The sequence below is a fragment of the Luteococcus sediminum genome (assembly GCF_054783495.1).
Genome location: NZ_BAAGQL010000050.1, coordinates 13,832 through 33,872 on the forward strand (window position 1 = coordinate 13,832; position 20,041 = coordinate 33,872).

The 20,041-nt window shown below is 68.5% G+C and carries 15 protein-coding genes, 1 tRNA gene and 1 pseudogene; 10 read left to right on the forward strand and 7 right to left on the reverse strand.

What is annotated here, in order from left to right; translation table 11 throughout:
* The first annotated feature begins 87 nt into the window (after positions 1–87).
* The gene (locus ACYVKA_RS15465; RefSeq protein ID WP_460706782.1) at positions 88–1,545 is read left to right on the forward strand and encodes a sensor histidine kinase; all 1,458 of its coding nucleotides are present in this window, start codon (positions 88–90) and stop codon (positions 1,543–1,545) included.
* A 97-nt stretch (positions 1,546–1,642) separates the two neighbouring features.
* On the opposite strand, the gene ACYVKA_RS15470 is transcribed toward ACYVKA_RS15465, so the two are convergent.
* Complete coding sequence (locus ACYVKA_RS15470; protein ID WP_394275886.1) at positions 1,643–1,894, reverse strand: WhiB family transcriptional regulator; 252 nt, start codon at positions 1,892–1,894, stop codon at positions 1,643–1,645.
* A 249-nt stretch (positions 1,895–2,143) separates the two neighbouring features.
* Here ACYVKA_RS15470 and ACYVKA_RS15475 point away from each other — a divergent pair, with 249 nt between their 5' ends.
* Positions 2,144–2,461, forward strand: coding sequence for a hypothetical protein (locus tag ACYVKA_RS15475; protein WP_460706784.1), 318 nt, complete (start codon positions 2,144–2,146; stop codon positions 2,459–2,461).
* A gap of 54 nt (positions 2,462–2,515) precedes the next feature.
* Here ACYVKA_RS15475 and galK read toward each other — a convergent pair whose 3' ends face one another.
* The 6 genes from galK to ACYVKA_RS15505 all read right to left on the reverse strand — a co-directional run bounded on the left by galK (position 2,516) and on the right by ACYVKA_RS15505 (position 10,491).
* On the reverse strand, positions 2,516–3,667 hold the full coding sequence (gene galK, locus ACYVKA_RS15480; RefSeq protein WP_460706786.1) for a galactokinase: 1,152 nt from the start codon (positions 3,665–3,667) through the stop codon (positions 2,516–2,518).
* The gene (locus ACYVKA_RS15485) at positions 3,667–3,843 is read right to left on the reverse strand and encodes a DUF6104 family protein (RefSeq protein ID WP_394275883.1); all 177 of its coding nucleotides are present in this window, start codon (positions 3,841–3,843) and stop codon (positions 3,667–3,669) included. The genes galK and ACYVKA_RS15485 overlap by 1 nt, the downstream gene beginning before the upstream one ends.
* Positions 3,844–3,846: 3 nt before the next feature.
* On the reverse strand, positions 3,847–7,644 hold the full coding sequence (locus ACYVKA_RS15490; protein WP_460706788.1) for a multifunctional oxoglutarate decarboxylase/oxoglutarate dehydrogenase thiamine pyrophosphate-binding subunit/dihydrolipoyllysine-residue succinyltransferase subunit: 3,798 nt from the start codon (positions 7,642–7,644) through the stop codon (positions 3,847–3,849).
* A gap of 43 nt (positions 7,645–7,687) precedes the next feature.
* Positions 7,688–9,004 carry a glycosyltransferase family 87 protein gene (locus tag ACYVKA_RS15495; protein WP_460706790.1) on the reverse strand — a complete coding sequence of 439 codons (1,317 nt, stop codon included), beginning with the start codon at positions 9,002–9,004 and terminating at the stop codon, positions 7,688–7,690.
* On the reverse strand, positions 9,001–10,344 hold the full coding sequence (locus ACYVKA_RS15500; protein ID WP_460706792.1) for a glycosyltransferase 87 family protein: 1,344 nt from the start codon (positions 10,342–10,344) through the stop codon (positions 9,001–9,003). The genes ACYVKA_RS15495 and ACYVKA_RS15500 overlap by 4 nt, the downstream gene beginning before the upstream one ends.
* A 72-nt stretch (positions 10,345–10,416) precedes the next feature.
* Positions 10,417–10,491 (reverse strand) — tRNA-Arg (locus ACYVKA_RS15505).
* Between the two features lie 137 nt (positions 10,492–10,628).
* Here ACYVKA_RS15505 and lysA point away from each other — a divergent pair.
* The 8 genes and pseudogenes from lysA to ACYVKA_RS15545 all read left to right on the forward strand — a co-directional run.
* The gene (gene lysA / locus ACYVKA_RS15510) at positions 10,629–12,032 is read left to right on the forward strand and encodes a diaminopimelate decarboxylase (protein ID WP_460706794.1); all 1,404 of its coding nucleotides are present in this window, start codon (positions 10,629–10,631) and stop codon (positions 12,030–12,032) included.
* Positions 12,033–12,140: 108 nt separating this feature from the next.
* Positions 12,141–13,472: a homoserine dehydrogenase gene (locus tag ACYVKA_RS15515; protein ID WP_460706796.1), complete on the forward strand. Its 1,332-nt coding sequence runs from the start codon at positions 12,141–12,143 to the stop codon at positions 13,470–13,472.
* 1 nt (position 13,473) lies between these two features.
* Positions 13,474–14,394 (forward strand): homoserine kinase, encoded by a 921-nt coding sequence (gene thrB / locus ACYVKA_RS15520; protein ID WP_460706798.1) that lies wholly within the window; start codon positions 13,474–13,476, stop codon positions 14,392–14,394.
* A gap of 392 nt (positions 14,395–14,786) precedes the next feature.
* Complete coding sequence (rho, locus tag ACYVKA_RS15525; RefSeq protein WP_460706801.1) at positions 14,787–16,724, forward strand: transcription termination factor Rho; 1,938 nt, start codon at positions 14,787–14,789, stop codon at positions 16,722–16,724.
* Between the two features lie 335 nt (positions 16,725–17,059).
* On the forward strand, positions 17,060–17,269 hold the full coding sequence (rpmE, locus tag ACYVKA_RS15530; RefSeq protein ID WP_394275875.1) for a 50S ribosomal protein L31: 210 nt from the start codon (positions 17,060–17,062) through the stop codon (positions 17,267–17,269).
* A gap of 125 nt (positions 17,270–17,394) precedes the next feature.
* The gene (gene prfA, locus ACYVKA_RS15535; protein WP_460706802.1) at positions 17,395–18,465 is read left to right on the forward strand and encodes a peptide chain release factor 1; all 1,071 of its coding nucleotides are present in this window, start codon (positions 17,395–17,397) and stop codon (positions 18,463–18,465) included.
* On the forward strand, positions 18,462–19,298 hold the full coding sequence (gene prmC / locus ACYVKA_RS15540; protein WP_460706804.1) for a peptide chain release factor N(5)-glutamine methyltransferase: 837 nt from the start codon (positions 18,462–18,464) through the stop codon (positions 19,296–19,298). Before prfA ends, prmC begins: the two co-directional genes overlap by 4 nt.
* Positions 19,299–19,404: 106 nt before the next feature.
* Positions 19,405–20,016 (forward strand): annotated as a pseudogene (locus ACYVKA_RS15545) (L-threonylcarbamoyladenylate synthase); the annotation flags it as partial.
* Positions 20,017–20,041 lie beyond the last annotated feature (25 nt).

A 20,041-nucleotide genomic window follows, 5' to 3' on the forward strand; every position in this document is an offset into this window, starting at 1 on the left:
CGAGGCACCGGGGCCCGGCGTGTCCAGGCTGAGCGGCCATTATTCCATCTTCTCGACCGCTGGCGCCAACTGGCTAGGCTTGCCGACATGCTGACGATGACGCAGGTGGTGGCTGAACACACGGCGCTGGGCGATGCCGACCTGGCCTGGCTCAAGGGGCTGGTGAACGAGTGGCACCTGCTGGCCGATGTGAGCTTCTCCGACCTGATCCTGTGGGTTCCCGACCGCGACGACAGCATCTTCTGGGCTGCTGCCCAGATCCGTCCCACCACCGGACCGACGGCCCTCGAGGATGATGTCGTCGGTGACGACATCTCCTATGACCCGGAGCACATGGTCACGGCGGCCTACCTGTCCGAGGCGATCTGTGCCACCAGCGACAACCAGCTGAGTGCAGGGATCCCCGTCGACATCTGGGCGATCCCCGTGATGCGCGAGGGACGCTGCATCGCAGTGGTGGAGCGCCACACCAACCAGATGGGTGTGCGCGCTCCGGGCGCCCTGGAGGATGCCTACCTGGAGACGGCCGACGTACTGGCCGACATGCTCTACCACGCCATCTTTCCGATCGAGCCCCCCAGCGATCCGACCTTCAGCCCCAAGGTGGGCGACGGGCTGATGACGCTCACCCTGGAGGGGACCATCACCTACGCCAGCCCCAATGCGGTCAGTGCCTACCGCGCCCTGGGACACACCAGTGACGTGGTGGGCGAGGACTTCCGTGCCCTCACGCAGTCCTTGGTGGGCGGACTGCAGGAGGTCGGCCAGAGCGTGGGCACCGACCTCGCAGCACGTCGCGCCATCGAGACCGAGGTCTCGAATGCGGGCGGCTCGGTGCGGCTGCGGATCATCCCGCTGTCACGCTGCGGTGAAGGCCTGGGCACCTTGGTGCTGTGCCAGGACACCACGGACCTGCGCATGCAGGAGCGTCAACTGGTGACCAAGGACGCCACGATCCGCGAGATCCACCACCGCGTCAAGAACAACCTGCAGACGGTCGCCGCCCTGCTCCGGCTGCAGTCGCGTCGCATCGACTCACCCGAGGCACGCAATGCCCTCAAGGACGCCATGGGACGGGTGCAGTCGATCGCCGTGGTGCACGAGATCCTGTCACAGTCCTATGAGGAGGTCGCAGTCTTCGACGATGTCGCTGACCGGATCCTGCGCAATGTCGGCGACGTGGCGGCCTCCTCAGGCCAAGTGATGGCCCGGCGCGACGGGACCTTCGGCCTGGTTCCGGCCGACGCCGCGACTTCGCTGGCCCTGGTGATGACCGAGCTGTGCCAGAACGCCGTCGAGCACGGACTGGAGTCTTCCTCGGGCGAGGTCGTGGTACGCCCCCAACGCCTCGACGGGGCACTGGTCGTCGACGTCCTCGACGCTGGCAGCGGCATTCCCGAGGACTTCGACACCCGGCACACGCGCAGCCTGGGACTGTCCATCGTGCGCACGCTGCTGGAGGACCTGGGCGGATCCTTTGAACTGTCGAACCGTGTGGATGGTCCTGGGGCACGTGCCCGGATCCTGGTTCCGTTGAAGTGTTGACGCACACGACGGCAGCCGCCCGAGAATTCGGGCGGCTGCCATCTCCTGCCAGTCGTGGCTGGGGGGTGCTGCGGTTGTCGGGGTCGGGCCGTGGAAGTCAGGAGTTCCTGAGCCTGGAACGCGCCTGACGACGCTTCATGGCCCGGCGCTCGTCCTCGCTCAGGCCTCCCCAGACTCCGTGGTCCTGTCCGGCCTCGATGGCCCAGGCGAGGCACTGCTCGCGCACCTCGCAGCGGCGGCACACCTTCTTCGCCTCCTCGATCTGCAGGATCGCGGGGCCCGTGTTCCCAATGGGGAAGAAGAGCTCCGGGTCCTCCGTGAGGCAGGCGGCCCTGTGGCGCCAATCCATTCGTTGTACTCCTTAGTCATTGCATTCCGGTCGCAATCCGGCCCTGGTGAAGGGGAAGTGGGTTTGCGGGCGACCTGGGCAGTGGGCACGGACGCTCCGTGAAACCAGCCTAGATGAGTCTGGCAACTCAGGGGCCAGTTGACAAGACTTTGAGTGTCCCCAATTCCCGCATACTCTGGGGCGGTGCCTGACAACGACCCTTCGGCAGCGCCCCGCTTGGCCTCCCGGATTGCCTCAGTGGGAACGCTGGTGACCGCGATCGTATTCCTCGCCGTCGGCATCTCCTCGCTGCTGGTCGACAACGGGATCTTCTCCGTCGGTATCGCGGCGATGCTGATCGTCTATGCGGCTTCGCTGGCAGGCATCGCGTGGCTGAACCATCGGGCACTGGGCCTTGCCTCGGGCGCCGTGGTGGCCTCATCGCTGCTGCACGTGCTGGTCGGAGTCTCGACGGCACGGGGCTCGCACCGCTGGTGGCTCTGGATCTTCGTGGCCCTGGCCGTGGTGACGATGGTTGCCGGTACCAGGCAGCACCTGGCGCAGTTGCGTGAGTCGATGGCCGACTGACGCGACCGTCAGACCGCCCATCAGGAGCGGCCGCGCCAGCTCCTTGGCAGGGGGTCAGAGCCGGTGCGCCCCAGCCGAGGGAACCACACTGAACCAGCTGGGTTCGTGGAAGTCGGCCTCGGCGAAGGCCGTCGCGACCTGCTTTGCGATTCCGTCACCCTTGCCCTGCTCGCACAGGGCGATGATGCAGCCACCGAAGCCGCCGCCGGTCATCCGGGCGCCCAACGCTCCGCTCTGGCGGGCGGTCTCGACGGCCAGGTCGACGGTGGGCACAGTGATCTCGAAGTCGTCTCGCATCGAGGCGTGGGACTCGTCCAGCAGGCGGCCGAGCTCGCGCAGGCGCCCGTCCCGTCCCAGCTCCACCGCGTCCAGGACACGCTGGTTCTCGGTGAGGACGTGGCGGGCCCGCTTGACCTGGAGCTCGTCGTCCAGCCGCGAGAGGGCCTCGTCCGGGTCCGTCACCTCGCGCAGCGTGCCGATGCCGAGGGCCTTGGCCGCGGCCTCGCAGGTGGCCCGTCGCTCGGCATACTCACCGTCGACGTGGCAGTGCGGGGTCCGTGTGTCGAGCACCAGGATCTCCAGTCCCTGCTCGGCCAGGGGCAGCGGCACCGACTCGGCCTCGAGGCTGCGACAGTCGAGGAAGAGCATCGCGTCGGCCTCGCACAGGGTGGATGCGGCCTGGTCGAGCAGCCCGGTGGGGGCCCCGACGAAGTAGTTCTCGGCCACCCGGGCCAGCTTGGCTCGTTCCATCGGGGCAATGTCAAGCTCGAAGAGGTCACAGCACGCCGCGACCACGGCGCACTCGATGGCGGCCGAGCTGGACAGCCCGGCACCGATCGGGACGTCGCTGGACAGCACCATCTCGATGCCGCCCACCGGATGCCCGGCCTGGCGCAGTGCCCACACGACCCCGGCCAGGTAGGCGCTCCAACCAGTGGTGGCCATGGGCTGGTCGTAGGGGCGCAGCGCCCCCAGCTCCACCGACTCGTTGAGGTCGAGTGAGAGCATCCGCACTTGCTCGTCCTCGCGTCGGCCGGCCGCGAGCGTGGCGCCAAGCGCCAGCGCGAAGGGCATCACGAGACCGTCGTTGTAGTCCGTGTGCTCACCGATCAGGTTGACCCTGCCGGGGGCGAACCAGACACCCTGCGGATCATGTCCTGCCCACTGGGTGAACTCTCTGCGCACCAGCTGCTCGGCGCTCGTCATCACTCGTCCTCCTCGTCCAGCCTGGCCAGCCACGTGGCCAGGCGCTCCACGCTCACCTCGAACTCGGGATTGAGGTCCACGAAGGTGCGCATCTGTTCCGCCAGCCAGGCGAAGCTGACCTCCTCGTCACCACGACGGGAGGCCAGCTCCTCGAGGCCTCGATCGGTGAAGTACACCCGTCACTCCGCCAGGGCGCGGTCGACGAGGTCCTTCTCCTGCTGCTGGTGCACCTTGTTGGAGCCGACCGACGGGGCCGCGGCAACAGCACGGCTGACCAGCCTCATCTCGAGGTCATGCGAGGGCAGGTGTTCCTTGACCGCAGCCGGCAGGCTGAGGGCCAGGAAGGGCCAGGGGCCCTGGTTCTCGGGCTCGTCCTGCACCCACCGGATGTCGGTGACGTGGCCGTACTCCTTGAGGATGTTGGCCAGCTCCTCTGCGGGCAGCGGGTAGAGCCGCTCCAGCGCGATGATGGCCACCTGGCCGTCGAGCCCGGCCTTCGAACGGGCCTGGACCAGATCCCAGCGCACCTTGCCCGAGCACAGCAGGATCCGCTTGACGGCCGACGGGTCGGTGATCGTCGGATCGGGCAGTGCGGGACGCCACCTTCCCTCGGTGAACTCCTCGGGCTGGCTGGTGGCCAGCTTGTTGCGCAACATCGACTTCGGGGTGGCGATCACCACAGGACGGTGCCAGTTGACGTAGGCGTGCTGGCGCAGCAGGTGGAAGTGGCTGGCCGGGGTCGAGGGCTGGCAGACGGCCATGTTGTTCTCGGCGCACAGCTGCAGCCACCGCTCCAAACGCGCGGAGCTGTGGTCCGGTCCCTGCCCCTCGTAGCCGTGGGGCAGGAGCAGCACGACGCCCGACTTCTGGCCCCACTTGGCAAAGCCCGAGCTGATGTACTCGTCGGTGACGCTCTGGGCACCATTGACGAAGTCACCGAACTGCGCCTCCCACAGCACCAGTGCCTCGGGGGCGGCCACGGAGTAGCCGTACTCGAAGCCGAGCACCGCATACTCGCTGAGCAGCGAGTCGTAGATGTCGAAGGAGGCCTGGTCCTCAGTGAGGTGCTTCAGCGGCACATAGGCCTCGTTCGAGACGCGGTCCACGATCGCGCCGAAGCGCTGGCTGAAGGTGCCACGTCGGGAGTCCTGGCCGGTCAGGCGGACCGGGCGGCCCTCCATCAGCAGGGAGCCGAAGGCCAGCAGCTCACCGGTCGCCCAGTCGATCGGGCCCTCGAGGATCTGCTTGGCGCGACGCTGCAGCTGGGGCAGCACCTTCGGGTGGCCGGTGAAGCCCTCGGGGACCTCTGCATGGACCCTGGCGACCGCCTCCATCATCTCACGACCGATGGCCGTGCCGGCCTTCTCGTTCGGCTTGGTGGGGTAGTAGGGCACGCGGGTGTACTCGTCGTCGCCGATGCTCTCCTTGGCCTCCTTGAAGACATCCTCCAAACGGGCGCGGAAGCGGTTCATCACCGCCTCGGCATCCTCGGTGGTGATGTCACCACGACCGATCAGGCTCTCGGTGTAGAGCTTGTGCGTCGAGCGCTTCTGCTCGATCAGGTCGTACATGCTCGGCTGGGTGAAGCTCGGGTCGTCGCCCTCGTTGTGTCCGCGACGGCGGTAGCAGACCAGGTCGATCACGACATCCTTGTTGAACCGCTGACGGTACTCGAAGGCCACGCGGGCGGCACGGACACAGGCATCCGGGTCGTCGCCGTTCACGTGGATGACCGGCGCCTGGACCACCTTGGCCACGTCGGTGCAGTAGACGCTGGTGCGAGACTCGACCGGCGAGGTGGTGAAACCGACCTGGTTGTTGATCACGACGTGCACGGTGCCACCCACGCGGTAGCCCCGCAGCTGGCTCATCTGCAGCACCTCGTAGACCACGCCCTGGCCGCTGAAGGCGGCGTCACCGTGCATCAGGATCGGCAGCACGGGGTAGTCGTCGCGGCCCAGACGGTCCTGCTTGGCGCGGGCGATTCCTTCCAGGACGGGGTTGACCGTCTCCAGGTGGCTGGGGTTCGCGGCCACCGAGGCCTTGATGGTGGCACCGGAGGCGGCGGTGAACTGTCCCTCGGTGCCCAGGTGGTACTTCACGTCACCCGAGCCCTGGGTGCCACCGACTCCGATGCTTCCCTCGAATTCACGGAAGATCTGGCCGTAGCTCTTGCCGGCAATGTTGGCCAGCACGTTGAGGCGGCCACGGTGCGGCATGCCGATGCACACCTCGTCGAGGCCCTTGTTGGCGGCCTGCTCGCAGATCTCGTCCAGCAGGACGATGGCCGACTCACCACCCTCCAGGCTGAAGCGTTTCTGGCCGACGAACTTGGTCTGCAGGAAGGTCTCGAAGATCTCCGCCTCGTTGAGCTTGTCGAGCACGCGCAGGTGCTCCTCACGGGGCATCGGGGTGTGCGGCTTCTCGAACTTCTCCTGGAACCAGGCCCGCTGCTCGGTGTCGGTGATGTGCATGTACTCGATGCCCATGGTGTGGCAGTAGGAGTCGCGAAGGATGTCGAGGATCTCGCGCAGGGTCAGCACCTGGCGGTTCTCGGCGGCGAAGGTTCCGATGGCGAACTCCCGGTCGAGGTCCCACAGGGTCAGGCCGTGGGTTTCGAGCTCCAGTTCGGGATGGGTGCGCTGCTTGTACTCCAGCGGGTCGACATCGGCCATCAGGTGGCCCAAGCTGCGGTAGGCCTGGATCAGCTCGACGACACGCGCCTCCTTGGAGACCTGGCTCCAGCGGTGGCCGCGCACGTCGGTGTCCCAGCGCAGCGGCGGGTAGGGGATGCGCAGGCTCTCGAAGATCTGGTCGTAGAAGCCGTCGGCCCCCAGCAGCAGCTGGTGGATCCTGCGCAGGAACTCGCCCGACTGGGCGCCCTGGATGACGCGGTGGTCATAGGTGGAGGTCAGCGTCATGACCTTGCTGATACCCAGCTCGTTGATCCGGCTCTCGCTGGTGCCCTGGAACTCCGGCGGGTAGTCGATCGAGCCGACGCCCAGGATGACTCCCTGGCCATTCATCAGGCGGGGCACCGAGTGATTGGTGCCCAGTCCGCCGGGGTTGGTCAGCGAGGCCGTCACGCCGGCGAAGTCGTCGACTGTCAGCTTGCCGGTGCGTCCCTTCTTGACGACCTCCTCGTAGGCGGCCCACCACTGCATGAAGTCGAGCTGCTCACAGCCCTTGATGGCGGGCACCACCAGGTTGCGGGTGCCGTCGGGCTTGACCAGGTCGATGGCCAGGCCGAGGTTGATCGATGGGTTCTCCACCAGGATGGGCTTGCCGTTGTCGACGTCATAGGCATTGTTCATGCCCGGGATGGCCTTGAGCGCCTGGATCATGGCGAAGCCGATGATGTGGGTGAAGGAGACCTTGCCGCCCTTGGAGCGCTTCAGGAAGTTGTTGATCACGGTGCGCTGGTCGATCACCAGCTTCATCGGGACCGAGCGGACCGTGGTGGCGGTGGGCATGGACAGCGAGGCGTCCATCGCCTTGGCCGTGCGCATCGGCACGCCCTTCATCACCGAGCGCTTCGGCTCCTGACGCTCGGTCTTGGGCCGGTTCGACGGGTTCGGTGCGTTGGCGCTGAGCTTGGACCCGGCGCCGGGCGTCGAAGGGGCCTCGGCGCGGTTCTCGCGCTGCTCGACCTTGCTGCTCTTGGCGGCAGGCGCCGGGGCGGCTTCGGCCTGCTGGGCGGGAGCGGACTCCCTCTTGGCGGGAGCCTGCGCAGCGGGAGTGGCCTTGGCGGGCTGCTCGCTCCTGGCCGGCTGGGACTTGGACGCAGTGGCGGACACGGAGGCCTTGTTCTCGCTGCTGGGGGAGTTCTTCTCGAAGAAGGCGATCCACGAGGCGTCCACGCTGCTCGGGTCTGCCTTGTACTTCTCGAACATCTCCTCGATCAGCCAGTCATTGGCGCCGAAGTCGCTGGAGGGGTCTGTGTGGGACATATGAGTGTCGGTGGCCGGGGCCACCATCGCCTCTTTCCGGTGTGTGTTGGCCTACGGCAGGCCCCTGTGCCTACCTTGATGAAATGGTAGTCGCTGCCCGGGTGGCTTGGGCAAACCGAGCGCGGACAAGTTCAAGAAGTGCCCAGCTGGTGGTGAGCACGGCGAGCAGGACGAGCCCAAGGTTGCGTGCCACCAGCTGCCACGTGACCGTGGGATCGGCCCAGTTGGGAGAGATCAGTCCGAGGTAGTGGTTGGGGTAGACCTGCTGGGTGAGCCAGGCCAGCACCAGGCAGGCCAGGCCGACGGCGATGGCCCGCACCCGCTGGCGTCCGGCCGGGGCCAGCGCGAGCCAGGCGGCGCTGACGGCGCCCAACCAGCACATGTACTGGGGGCTCAGCGTCTTGTTGCCCACCAGCATGATCGAGACGATCGACAGGCAGGCCAGGCCCCGCACGTGGGCCGGCGGGTCCAGTCGCCAGGCCAGCACGCCCATGGCGAAGGCCAGGGCCACGCCGAGGGCCATGCAGATCGACGCCGCTGTGAGCATCTGGGCCACCCCGGGGCCGGTGATCTCGAAGGCATTGAAGGGTGACAGCTGCACCGTCCAGCGCGTGTCGGGCTGTCCCCCGGCACTCTGGGCACCCATCGCCCGACGCCACATCGGCAGGCTTGCCCAGACGCTCTCGATCTGCAGGCCCCGGTCGGACTGCCAGGTCAGGGGCGAGACCAGGCGCACGGGCCCGGCCGCCAGCAGGCTCAGCAGGGCCAGGCCCAGGCCGGTGACCCAGAAGCTGCGGTGTCGCAGGCGGGCGGCGGGGGAGCGGCCGACAAGGGCCGCCAGCAGCAGGGCCGGCCACAGCTTGATGCCGGCACCCAGGGCCACCAGGGCTCCGCTCGTGGCTGGCCGGCGGGCCACCAGGAGCACGGCCAGACCGACCACGACGCCCGGCAGGAGGTCATAGCGGAACCACACCAGTGGCCCGATCGCCCACACAAACAGCATCCAGCCGATGCTGGCCAGCCTCGATCCCGAGCGCCACAGGGCGACCGTCATCAGGGCGTCCAGCACCGCCATCAGCAGCGCGAAGAGCACCACGTAGAGCGACTCCTGGTTGGCTGCCGGCCAGCGCAGCACGTCGAGCAGCCAGACCATCGGCAACGGGTACTCGCGCAGGACGGTGAGGTAGCCCTGGGCATGGGCCACCTGGGAGAAGTAGTACTTCACGTCGTTGACGATGAACTGCGTGTCCATGGCCCAGTGACGCAGCATCAGGCCGCGGGTCAGCAGCCAGATCACCACCCAGGGCCAGTGGCTGGTGAGCCAGGCGTGCAGGGGTCGCGCCAGGTCCTCGGACTGGCTGCGTCGGGGGGCGTCGTGGGTGGTCATCGGGGTACTTCCGCGTCGGGGGCCGGGGAGTTGGGTGTGGGGGAGGGCGCCGTGATCAGTCGCCAGCACCAGCCGGCGACCAGCCCGAGCAGCACCACCAGCGACACATTGCGCACCAGCAGCACCACCGTGGCGAGCACCATGCCGGGCCGGTGCCCCACCAGGGAGGCGTAGCCGATCGGGTAGACCAGCTGGGTGAGCAGGCTGACCGCCAGGGTCAGGGTGCTGATCCGCAGCAGCGCGGACTGGTCGGCGAGGTCCGTGCTGCTGCCCTCGTCGGTGTGCCCGGCCATCGCCCAGGCGGCTGCCAGCGGACCGCCGAGCCAGATCAGGTACTGCGGCGAGAAGGTCTTGTTGGCCACGATCATCACCAGGACGAGCAGCATCATCAGCGCGGCTGCCTCGACGGGGCGCTGCACCGGACGGCGCAGCCACAGCACATAGGCCAGCACGACGGCCAGGATCCCCAGCGCAGTGGCCAGGCTCGCGCCGGTGAGGAGCAGGTCGGTGCCGGGGCCGGAGATCTCCCAGGCATTGAAGTCACTGACCGCGATCCAGAACTCGTGCGGTTGGACGAGGCGGTGGATCATTGGCAACCCGGCCCAGACGCTCTCGATCTGCAGGCCGCGCTCACCCTGCCAGCCCAAGGGGGACAGCAGTCGGTCCCAGCCGGCCCACCACAGGCTGACCAGGGCCAGCGCACCACCCGCCCCCCAGAAACCGAGGGTGGAGCGCCAGCGGGCGGTGGCACGGTCCTCGGGCCGCCGGGAGCCCATCAGCGCGGGCCACAGCAGTGCGGGCCACAGCTTCACCGCCGCACCGATTCCGATCAGTGCCCCGGCCCAAGCGGGTCGGCGGCGTCCCGCCAGCAGCAGCGCCCAGCCAGCCAGGACCGCGGTGAGGATGTCGAAACGTAGGTAGGAGGTGGTGCCCACCAGGGGCACGAAGGCGATCCAGAAGGCCATCGCCTGGCCGCGAAGTCGGCCGCCGTGGCGCCACAGTGAGCGGCTGAAGGCGGCGTCGAGCAGGAACATCAGGAGGAAGAAAGTGACCACGTAGACCCACCGGTGCCCGGAGGCCAGAAGGTTCGGCAGTTCCAGCAACCACAGCACGGGGGTGGGGTACTCCACCATGGTGGCCTGCGGTCCGAGTTCGGACATCTTCGAGATCTTCTCGAAGTAGTAGCGGGTGTCGCCCAGGGTGAACAGCATGGCGGCCCACTCCACGAGCACCAGGAGGCGGCTGGCCAGCCACAGCCGTGCCACGAGGTGCTCGTCCTGGAGGCGTGGACTGTCCCACAGGGCAGCCACCCGGCGCAGGCGTGGATTGGTCGTGGTCACGGGGCTCCCGGTTCGGACGGGCCGTGCCGGGGCCCGGGACTGAGGCGTTGCGTGGCGTGGCATGCGCAGCGGTGGCGCCCCCGGCAGGATTCGAACCTGCGCTCCCGCCTCCGGAGGGCGGTGCTCTATCCCCTGAGCTACGGGGGCCACGCCCCGGGCTGTTCACCGACGGGGCACGGAACACCATAGCAGCCCTTGACGGGTGGGCATGCATGCGCACCCGCGGACCAGTCACGCTCTGAACGCCGCCGGGGGGCGCCGGCCCGATCTGAGAGGATCGTGGCATGACCCATACCCATGTCGCCGGCTCGATCCATGCCGATGCCACCACTGCGGGTCCCCAGTGGCTGGACCGTCCCTCCGACCTCAACCTGCTCGACCCCGCCCTGTGGAGCAGCCAGGTGCGTCGTGGGGAGGACGGCAGCGTCCGCGTCGCGGGATTGGACGTGCGCGAGATCGCCGACCAGGTCGGCACTCCCGCCTATGTCGTCGACGAGGCCGACTTCCGGGAGCGCGCCCGCGCCTTCCGTGACGCCTTCACCGGGTGGCAGGTCTACTACGCCGGCAAGTCCTTCCTGACCCGCAGCGTGGCCCGCTGGATCAGCGAGGAGGGCCTCTACCTCGACGTGTGCAGTGGCGGCGAGCTTGCCGTCGCACTGGCGGGGGGCATGGACCCGGCCCGGATCGGGCTGCACGGTAACAACAAGTCTGTCGCGGAACTGGAACATGCGCTCTCCAGCGGGGTGGGGCGGATCATCGTCGACTCCCTCGACGAGATCGGGCGCATCGAGCAGCTGTGCTCCGAGAACGGCTGGACGGCCCGGGTGATGGTGCGCGTCACCACCGGTGTGGAGGCTCACACCCACGAGTACATCGCCACCGCCCACGAGGACCAGAAGTTCGGCTTCAGCATCACCAATGGCCAGGCGATGGTGGCGATGGTGCGTTGCCACTACAGCGAGCACATGGAGCTGCTCGGCGTGCACTCCCACATCGGCTCGCAGATCTTCGACACCCACGGTTTCGAGGTGGCGGCGCGTCGCACGATGAAGCTGCTGGCGCAGTTCTCCGCCGCCACCGGCACCGAGCTGCCCGAGCTCGACCTCGGGGGCGGCTTCGGCATTGCCTACACCCAGGCCGACACCCCGTCCACGCCGGACGCGCTGGCCAGGAACCTGCGCGAGATCGTCGAGCACGAGGCCCGCGGCTGGAACATCGCGGTGCCCACGATGTCGATCGAGCCCGGACGTGCCATCTGCGGACCCACCACGATGGCTCTCTACGAGGTGGGCACGGTGAAGGTGGTCGACGTCGACGGCGGCCAGAACCGGGTCTACGTCAGCGTCGACGGGGGGATGAGCGACAACATCCGTCCTGCGCTGTATGCGGCGGAGTACTCGGCCGCCGTGGTCTCGCGCAACTCCGATGCCGAACCGGTCCTGAGTCGCGTCGTGGGCAAGCACTGCGAGGGCGGCGACATCCTGGTGCGCGACGTCTTCCTGCCCGCCGACATCCGCCCCGGTGACCTGTTGGCGGTGCCGGCCTCGGGCGCCTACTCCCGCTCCATGGCCAGCAACTACAACATGCTCACCAAGCCGCCGGTGGTCGCCGTGCGCGAGGGTGAGCTGAGCACCCTCATCCGTCGTGAGACGCTCGAGGACCTGTTGCGTCTCGACGTCGGCCAATGACACGCCAGACCACGCCCGCCCCCACAGCCAGACCAGCCCATAGCCAGCCAGACCAGCCCTTAGCCAGCCAGACCAGCCCATAGCCAGCCAGACCAGCAAGGAATGCCCATGAACAAGCTCGAGGCCACCGACCCCTACCGACTGCCGCCGCTCAAGGTGGCGCTGCTGGGATGCGGGGTGGTGGGAAGCCAGGTGGCGCGCGTCATCACCGAGCAGGCCGATGACCTGACCAACCGGATCGGACGCCGTCTGGAACTGGTCGGGATCGCCGTGCGCTCCCTGGAGCGTGACCACGCCGGGCTTGACCCGGAGCTGTTCACCACTGATGCCGCGTCGCTGGTGGCCCGAGACGACCTCGACATCGTCGTCGAACTGGTGGGTGGCATCGACCCCATCCGTGAGCTGGTCCTCACCGCCATGGCCAACGGCGCCTCGGTCGTCACAGCGAACAAGGCGATGCTCGCCCAGGACGGGCAGGCGCTGTTCGAGGGCGCCAACCGCACCGGCGTCGACCTGTACTACGAGGCCGCCGTCGCCGGCGCCATCCCGATCGTGAGGCCGCTGCGCGAATCGCTGGTCGGTGACGAGATCACCACCGTGATGGGCATCGTCAACGGCACCACGAACTACATCCTGGACCAGATGACCAGTACCGGGGCGGAGTTCGACGATGCCCTGCGCCAGGCGCAGGAGCTGGGCTATGCCGAGGCCGATCCGACCGCCGACATCGAGGGCTACGATGCCGCGGCGAAGGCAGCGATCATGGCGACCCTGGCCTTCCACACCAGGGTCCGGGGAACCGACGTCCACCGCGAGGGCATCACGCGGGTCACCTCGCAGGACATCACCACGGCGCGCAAGCTGGGCTGCGTGGTCAAGATGCTCGCGATCCTGTCCACCACCGAGGGTGGTTCGGTGAGCGCCCGGGTGCACCCGGCCATGGTGCCGGTGGACCACCCCCTGGCCAGCGTCAAGGGCGCCTTCAATGCCATCTTCGTCGAGTCCCGCGAGGCTGGGCAGTTGATGTTCATGGGCCCAGGAGCTGGCGGGTCGCCGACTGCCTCGGCCGTCATGGGCGACCTGGTCACTGTGGCCCGCAACAGGCTGCGCGGCGTGGCCGGTCCGGCCGAGACGCTCTATGCCAACCGGGAGATCGCGCCGATGGGCGATGTGGAGACCCGCTACCTGGTGCGAGCGGCCGTCTCCGACGAGCCGGGGGTGCTGGCTGCCTTCGCAGGGGTCTTCGCGAGCCACAATGTCTCGGTGCAGACCGTCGACCAGTCCACGGCCCAGACGAGCCGCAAGGAGCCCGCGACGGCCGAGTTGGCGCTGATGACCCATGTCGCGAAGGAGTCCGATGTCCAGGCGGTGGTCGCAGAGCTTGCGGCGCACGCCTTCACCCACGGCGAGATCTCGATGCTGCGCGTCGAGGGTCACTGAGATGACCTCGCCCGCTGCGCTCCCGGTCGGTCGCCGGGCCCGGGCCGAGGTGCCGGCCACCAGTGCGAACCTCGGTCCGGGATTCGACTGCCTGGGGCTCGCGCTGACCATGTCCGACCAGGTGGAGGCAGAGGTACTGGTCGAGGGGCTCGAGGTCGAGGTCAGCGGTCAGGGAGCTGGCCAGGTGCCGCTGGACGCTCGGCACCTGGTGGTGCGTGTCCTGTGCCGGGCACTCGACGAACTGGGCCACGAGGCCCCGGGCTTGCGTCTGGTCGCCACGAATGTGGTGCCGCACAGCAGGGGGCTGGGTTCGTCTGCCTCCGCGATCGTGGCGGGCATCGCCCTGGCCTGGGGTCTGGCGCGGCCCGGGGAGGAACTCGACCTCGACTGGGCATGCCGTCTGTCCAGCGAGCTGGAAGGGCATCCGGACAATGCCTGCGCCGCGGTGCTGGGCGGGATCGTGCTCGGGCACATGGAGCCCGGCGACGACGGGCGGCCCGGCGTGCAGGTGGTGCGCCTGGAGCCGGCCGAGGGGCTGCGGTGCATCGTCTGGGTTCCGGAGGTCGAGGTGCCCACCGCTGGTGCTCGTGCCGTGCTGCCCGAGACGGTGCCCTGGGCCGATGCCATCGCCCAGGCCAGCAGTGCTGCCCTGCTGGTCCACGCCCTGACCACGGACCCGGAGCAGCTCCTGCGCGGCACCAGGGACCTCCTGCACCAGGATCGTCGGGCCGCGTTGATGCCCGACTCGGCCCGCCTGATGGGCGAGCTGCGCGCCCACGGCGTCCCCGCCGTCATCTCGGGAGCCGGGCCGACCGTCCTGGCCGTCGGCCGTAGCGAGCAACTCCAGGCACACGAGGCCGTTGACCAGACTGGTTTCGTGCGACACCACCTGGAACTGGGGCCCGGCGTGCAACTCTCCTGAAGCTGCGCTGCGCATGTCTCCTGAAGCTGCGCTGCGCGCGGGGGGCCGGGTGTGGCGAGCCGAGGAGTCCGGATGGTATTCTCTTGGCAGGTCGAATGTCCTGCATTCGACGAGCACCTCACAGGTCAGGTGCCTGATCCGCCCGGGATGGGCAGGAGCCGGGCGGGGGACCGATCCCCGACGTACCGCGATGAGTCATCCTCGTCGTCGTGCGTGTGCATGTCGGTACGACGCCCTGTTCCGCGAGACGTCTCTCCCGGACACCCCACAGTGACTTCGACGCGTGGCACCCCTGCGGTGGACGCGGAGACCCGACCTGATTCGAACCCGGCGACGCCCGGCATGCACAGTGCTGCCATTCCCCGACCCGCCCGGTTCGCGAAAGGAAAGCAGTGACCGAGAACGTGGCCGAGCCCTCCGCAGCCGGCAAGTCCGCATCCACCTCCGGGGGCCTTGCGTCCAAGAACGTGCCCGAGCTGAAGGCCATGGCGGCCGCTCGCGGCATCCGCACCACCGGCCTGAAGAAGGCGGACCTGATTGCCGCCCTCCAGGGGGGTGCCCCCGCCGAGGCCCCGCGCCGGCGTGCCACCCGCAACAGTGCCGCCCCGCAGGAGCAGCCCACCACCGAACAGCCCCAGAAGGCGGAGCGCGCCTCCGCGGTCGAGCAGCCAGTGGCGACCGAGCAGGTGCGCCAGGTGAACGGTGACGAGCAGTCCCAGCAGCGGCCGCGCCGGCAGCGCAACCGCGAGGCTCGTGAGCAGCAGTCCCCTCCGGAGCTGTCCGAGCGTCCCGCCGACGTCGGCGCCGAGGTCGGCGCACGTCTGGCCGAGCTCAGCAGCCAGGCGCCCCGCCAGCGCAACCGCCGTGGCGGTGACAGCGCCGACCAGGCACAGCCCCAGGAGCAGTCCGGCCAGAAGGACGGTGCCCCGTCCCAGGCCAGCAGGCAGGAATCCCAGGCTCAGGACGGTCACAAGCAGGACCGCCAGCAGGGCAACGCAAGCCAGTCCGACCAAGGTCGTGGCAATGACTCCCAGCAGCGCCAGAACAACCAGAGCAACCAGAGCAACCAGCGTGACTATGACGGCGACGGCAATGGTGGGCGTCGCGGTCGTCGCCGTCGCCAGCGTGACCGCGGCAACCGCGGTACCCGCAGTGGCCAGAACATGGACCGCTACGAGAACGAGCCGGTCATCAGCGAGGACGACGTCCTGCTCAACATCGGGGGCATCCTCGACATCCTCGACAACTACGCCTTCGTGCGCACCTCCGGCTACCTGCCCGGGAGCAATGACGCCTATGTCGCGATGAACATGGTGCGCAAGTACGGCCTGCGTCGCGGCGATGTGGTCACCGGTGCCATCCGCCAGGGCAAGGAGGGCGAGCGCAAGGAGAAGTACAACCCGCTCGTCCGCCTGGACACCATCAACGGTGGGGATCCAGAGGCGGCCAAGAACCGCCCCGACTTCAACAAGCTCACCCCGCTCTACCCGCAGGAGCGCCTGCGCCTGGAGAACGGGCCGCTCAACATGACCGGCCGCATCATGGACCTGGTCAGCCCGATCGGCAAGGGCCAGCGCGGCCTGATCGTCTCGCCCCCCAAGGCCGGCAAGACGATGATCATGCAGAACATCGCCAATGCCATCACCATGAACAATCCCGAGGTGCACCTCATGGTGGTGCTGGTCGACGAGCGTCCCGAGGAGGTCACCGACTTCCAGCGGACCGTCTCCGGCGAGGTCATCGCCTCCACCTTCGACCGTCCCGCAGGCGACCACACCACGATCAGCGAGCTGGCCATCGAGCGCGCCAAGCGCCTGGTCGAGCTGGGCCACGACGTGGTCGTGCTGCTCGACGGCATCACCCGCCTGGGGCGCGCCTACAACTTGGCCGCTCCCGCGTCGGGCCGCATCCTGTCCGGTGGTGTGGACTCGGCCGCCCTGTACCCGCCGAAGAAGTTCTTCGGTGCCGCCCGCAACATCGAGGACGGTGGCTCGCTGACGATCCTGGCCACGGCCCTGATCGAGACCGGATCCAAGATGGACGAGGTGATCTTCGAGGAATTCAAGGGCACCGGCAACATGGAGCTGCGGCTCAAGCGCAACCTCGCCGACAAGCGCATCTTCCCGGCCATCGACGTGGATGCCTCCGGCACCCGTCGCGAGGAGCTGCTGCTGGGCCGCGAGGAGCTGGCGATCATCTGGAAGCTGCGCCGTGTCCTGTCGGGCATGGACGACCAGCAGGCCCTGGAGATGCTGCTCAAGCAGATGCGCAAGTCGCAGAACAACTCGGAGTTCCTCGTCCAGATCAGCAAGACGACGCCCTCTGAATGAGAAGGGGCGCCTGCGGCCCCCTTGTACCCCCGCCGCCTCGCGCGCGCACCGCTCCTCACCGGTTCGGAGCTGCGCTCGAGGCACGGAAGGGGCGCCTGCGGCCCCCTTGGACCCCCGCCGCCTCGCGCGCGCACCGCTCCTCACCGGTTCGGAGCTGCGCTCGAGGCACGGAAGGGCCGCCTGCAGCCCCCTTGCACCAAAGCAGGATGGGTGGGGAATATCCCCGCCCGGTTTGGCGCTGTGCCCACCAGCACGGCATAATTGTGCGTCGGTGCCGGTTCACGTCCAGAGTCCATGTCAGGGCGACCCGGTGCATCACATACCTAGGAGATGACATGAAGCAGGGAATCCACCCGGAGTACGTGGAGACAACGGTCACCTGTACCTGTGGCAACACGTTCAAGACCCGCAGCACCAGCAAGTCGGGCACGCAGAGCGCCGACGTGTGCGCCGCCTGCCACCCGTTCTACACGGGCAAGCAGAAGATCCTCGACACCGGTGGCCGCGTGGCCCGCTTCGAGCGTCGTTACGCCAAGAAGAAGTAACTTCTTCCACGAGCGCTGGGCGGCAGGGAGACCTGCCCCCAGCGCTCGTCCTTTTCCCTCGGGATCGCGGCCGATCCCACCTCCATCCCGAACGACGCCCGAGACCGCCAGGGCACAGGAGCACCATGTTCGACCAGGCTCCCTCGATCCGCGAGGAATTCGCCCAGCTGGAGGCCCAGATGGGCGATCCCGCACTGCACCAGGACATGGCACGGTCGCGCCGCATCGGGCGCAGATACTCCGAGCTGACCCCCATCATCAAGGCCCTCGCGCAGTACGACCAGGTCGCCGACGACCTGAACGCCGCCGAGGAACTGTCCGAGGTCGACGAGCTCTTCGCCGAGGAGGCCACCGAACTGCGCGCGCGGCTGGAGCAGCTCACCGAGCAGCTCTCGGCCCTGCTGGCCCCGCGCGACCCGCACGACCGGCTGGACGCGATCGTCGAGATCAAGTCGGGCGAGGGCGGCGAGGAGTCGGCCCTGTTCGCGTCGGACCTGCTGCGCATGTACCAGCGCTTCGCCGAGACACACGGCTGGAAGGTCGAGCTCCTTGACGAACAGACCACCGACCTTGGCGGCTACAAGAGCGTCACCGCCGCCGTGAAGGGATCGGCCAGCGGCGACCAGCCCTACGGACTGCTCAAGTTCGAGGGCGGGGTCCACCGCGTGCAACGGGTGCCCGTCACCGAGAGCCAGGGTCGCATCCACACCTCGGCCGCGGGGGTGCTGGTGACCCCCGACCTCGACGACGAGGGCGAGGTCGAGATCAGCGACGACGACCTGCGCATCGACGTCTACCGCTCCTCCGGCAAGGGAGGACAGGGCGTCAACACCACCGACTCCGCGGTTCGCCTCACCCACCTGCCCAGTGGCGTGGTGGTGACCTGCCAGAACGAGCGCTCCCAGCTGCAGAACAAGGAACAGGCGATGCGGATCCTGCGCTCGCGCCTGGCTGCGCTCGCCGCGGAGAAGGCCGCCGAGGACGCCTCCGAGGCCCGCCGCTCGCAAGTGCGAACCGTCGACCGCAGCGAACGCATCCGCACCTACAACTTCCCCGAGAACCGCATCGCCGACCACCGCATCGGCTTCAAGGCGCACAACCTGGACCAGGTGCTCGACGGGGCCCTGCAGCCCCTGGTGGATGCGCTGCAGGCCGCCGACCTGGCCGAGCGACTCCAGATGCCGGAGGAGCAGTGAGGGCTTCGCAAGCCGTCCGCGAGGTCCAGCAGCGTCTCGTTGCGGCCGGCACGGCATCGCCGCAGGCCGAGGCGCGGACCCTGGTGGCGCACGTGCTGCGGATCGAACCCAACCGCCTGCTGGTGGCTCCCGACCTCGACGCCGACACCATCGGCCGACTGGATGACCTGGTCAGCCAGCGCCGTGACGGGCGCCCGGTGCAGCACCTGACCGGCGAGGCATGGTTTCGCACCGTCCGACTTGCTGTCGGGCCCGGAGTCTTCGTCCCTCGCCCGGAGACCGAGGTGATGACAGGCTGGGCACTGGATCGCCTGGCCGAGCTGGACTGTCCGCGTGTGGTGGAGCTGTGCGCCGGCTCTGGAGCGATCAGCCTGGCCATCCACGCAGAGATGCCGACCGCCGAGCAGTACGCGGTGGAACTCGACGAGCAGGCCCATGCCTGGGCATCCCGGAACCTGGCCGGCACCGGCGTCGAGCTGGTGCAGGGAGACATGGCCGAGGCCTTTGCCGAGCTGGACGGCACCGTCGACCTGGTGATCGCGAATCCGCCCTACATCCCCCTGGAGGCTTGGGAGTCGGTCACTGCGGAGGTGCGTGACCACGACCCTGCGCTGGCCCTGTGGTCGGGTGATGACGGGTTGGATGCCACCGTGGTGGTCGCCGGCGTCGCCGCCCGCCTGCTGCGTCCCGGTGGCTGGGTGTGCAGCGAACATGCCGAGGTGCAGGAGCACAGCGCACCGCAGGTCTTCGTGGACAACGGGGCCTTCACCCAGGTGAGGGACGAGCGCGACCTTGCCGGACGCCCCCGTTTCGTGACGGCACGTCGACGCTGAGCGACGCCCGGTTGGCCAGTCGTGGCAGGATGTCGGGGTGAGTGAGCAGCAGATCCCGACCTCCGGACAGCAGTTGCGACGCCTCGATGCCGTGGCCGAGACCGGTGAGGCCCTGGCCGCGGCGCAGACCGCGATCGCCGCGGGCGAATGCATCGTGCTGCCGACCGACACCGTCTACGGAATCGGCGCCGATGCCTTCAGTGCCCCCGCGGTCCAGGGATTGCTGGATGCCAAGCACAGGGGACGCGACATGCCGCCCCCCGTGCTCGTGGCCGAGGCCGGCATGCTCGAGGCCCTGGCCGAGGACCTGCCCTCGCACGCCTTGCGGCTCGCAGAGGCCTTCTGGCCCGGCGCCCTGACCTTGATCGTCACCGCACAGCAGCACCTGCGGATGGACCTGGGGGAGACCCGCGGGACCATCGCCGTGCGTGTGCCCGACCACGACTTCACCCGAGATCTGCTCCGCCGCACCGGGCCCCTGGCGGTCAGTTCGGCCAATGTCTCGGGACAGCCCGCCTCGACCGACATCGACGAGGCCCTCGCGCAGCTGGGGGACAGCGTCGCGGTCTACCTGGACGCGGGACCCACGCCGGGTCCGACGCCCTCGACCATCGTCGACTTCGTCAGCGAGCCAATGGGCAAGGTCTTGCGGATGGGGGCGATCGGCATCGAACAGTTGCGTGAGGTGGATCCCTTCATCGTGTGGGACGACGAGCCAACGGCCGGCTGAGGCCAGGGCCACG

Coding starts and splice junctions, on each gene's coding strand:
- ACYVKA_RS15465 (WP_460706782.1), top strand. CDS start 88: ATGCTGACGATGACGCAGGTGGTGGCTGAACACACGGCGCTGGGCGAT.
- ACYVKA_RS15470 (WP_394275886.1), bottom strand. CDS start 1,894: ATGGATTGGCGCCACAGGGCCGCCTGCCTCACGGAGGACCCGGAGCTC.
- galK (WP_460706786.1), bottom strand. CDS start 3,667: ATGACGAGCGCCGAGCAGCTGGTGCGCAGAGAGTTCACCCAGTGGGCA.
- ACYVKA_RS15490 (WP_460706788.1), bottom strand. CDS start 7,644: ATGGTGGCCCCGGCCACCGACACTCATATGTCCCACACAGACCCCTCC.
- ACYVKA_RS15495 (WP_460706790.1), bottom strand. CDS start 9,004: ATGACCACCCACGACGCCCCCCGACGCAGCCAGTCCGAGGACCTGGCG.
- lysA (WP_460706794.1), top strand. CDS start 10,629: ATGACCCATACCCATGTCGCCGGCTCGATCCATGCCGATGCCACCACT.
- ACYVKA_RS15515 (WP_460706796.1), top strand. CDS start 12,141: ATGAACAAGCTCGAGGCCACCGACCCCTACCGACTGCCGCCGCTCAAG.
- thrB (WP_460706798.1), top strand. CDS start 13,474: ATGACCTCGCCCGCTGCGCTCCCGGTCGGTCGCCGGGCCCGGGCCGAG.
- rpmE (WP_394275875.1), top strand. CDS start 17,060: ATGAAGCAGGGAATCCACCCGGAGTACGTGGAGACAACGGTCACCTGT.
- prfA (WP_460706802.1), top strand. CDS start 17,395: ATGTTCGACCAGGCTCCCTCGATCCGCGAGGAATTCGCCCAGCTGGAG.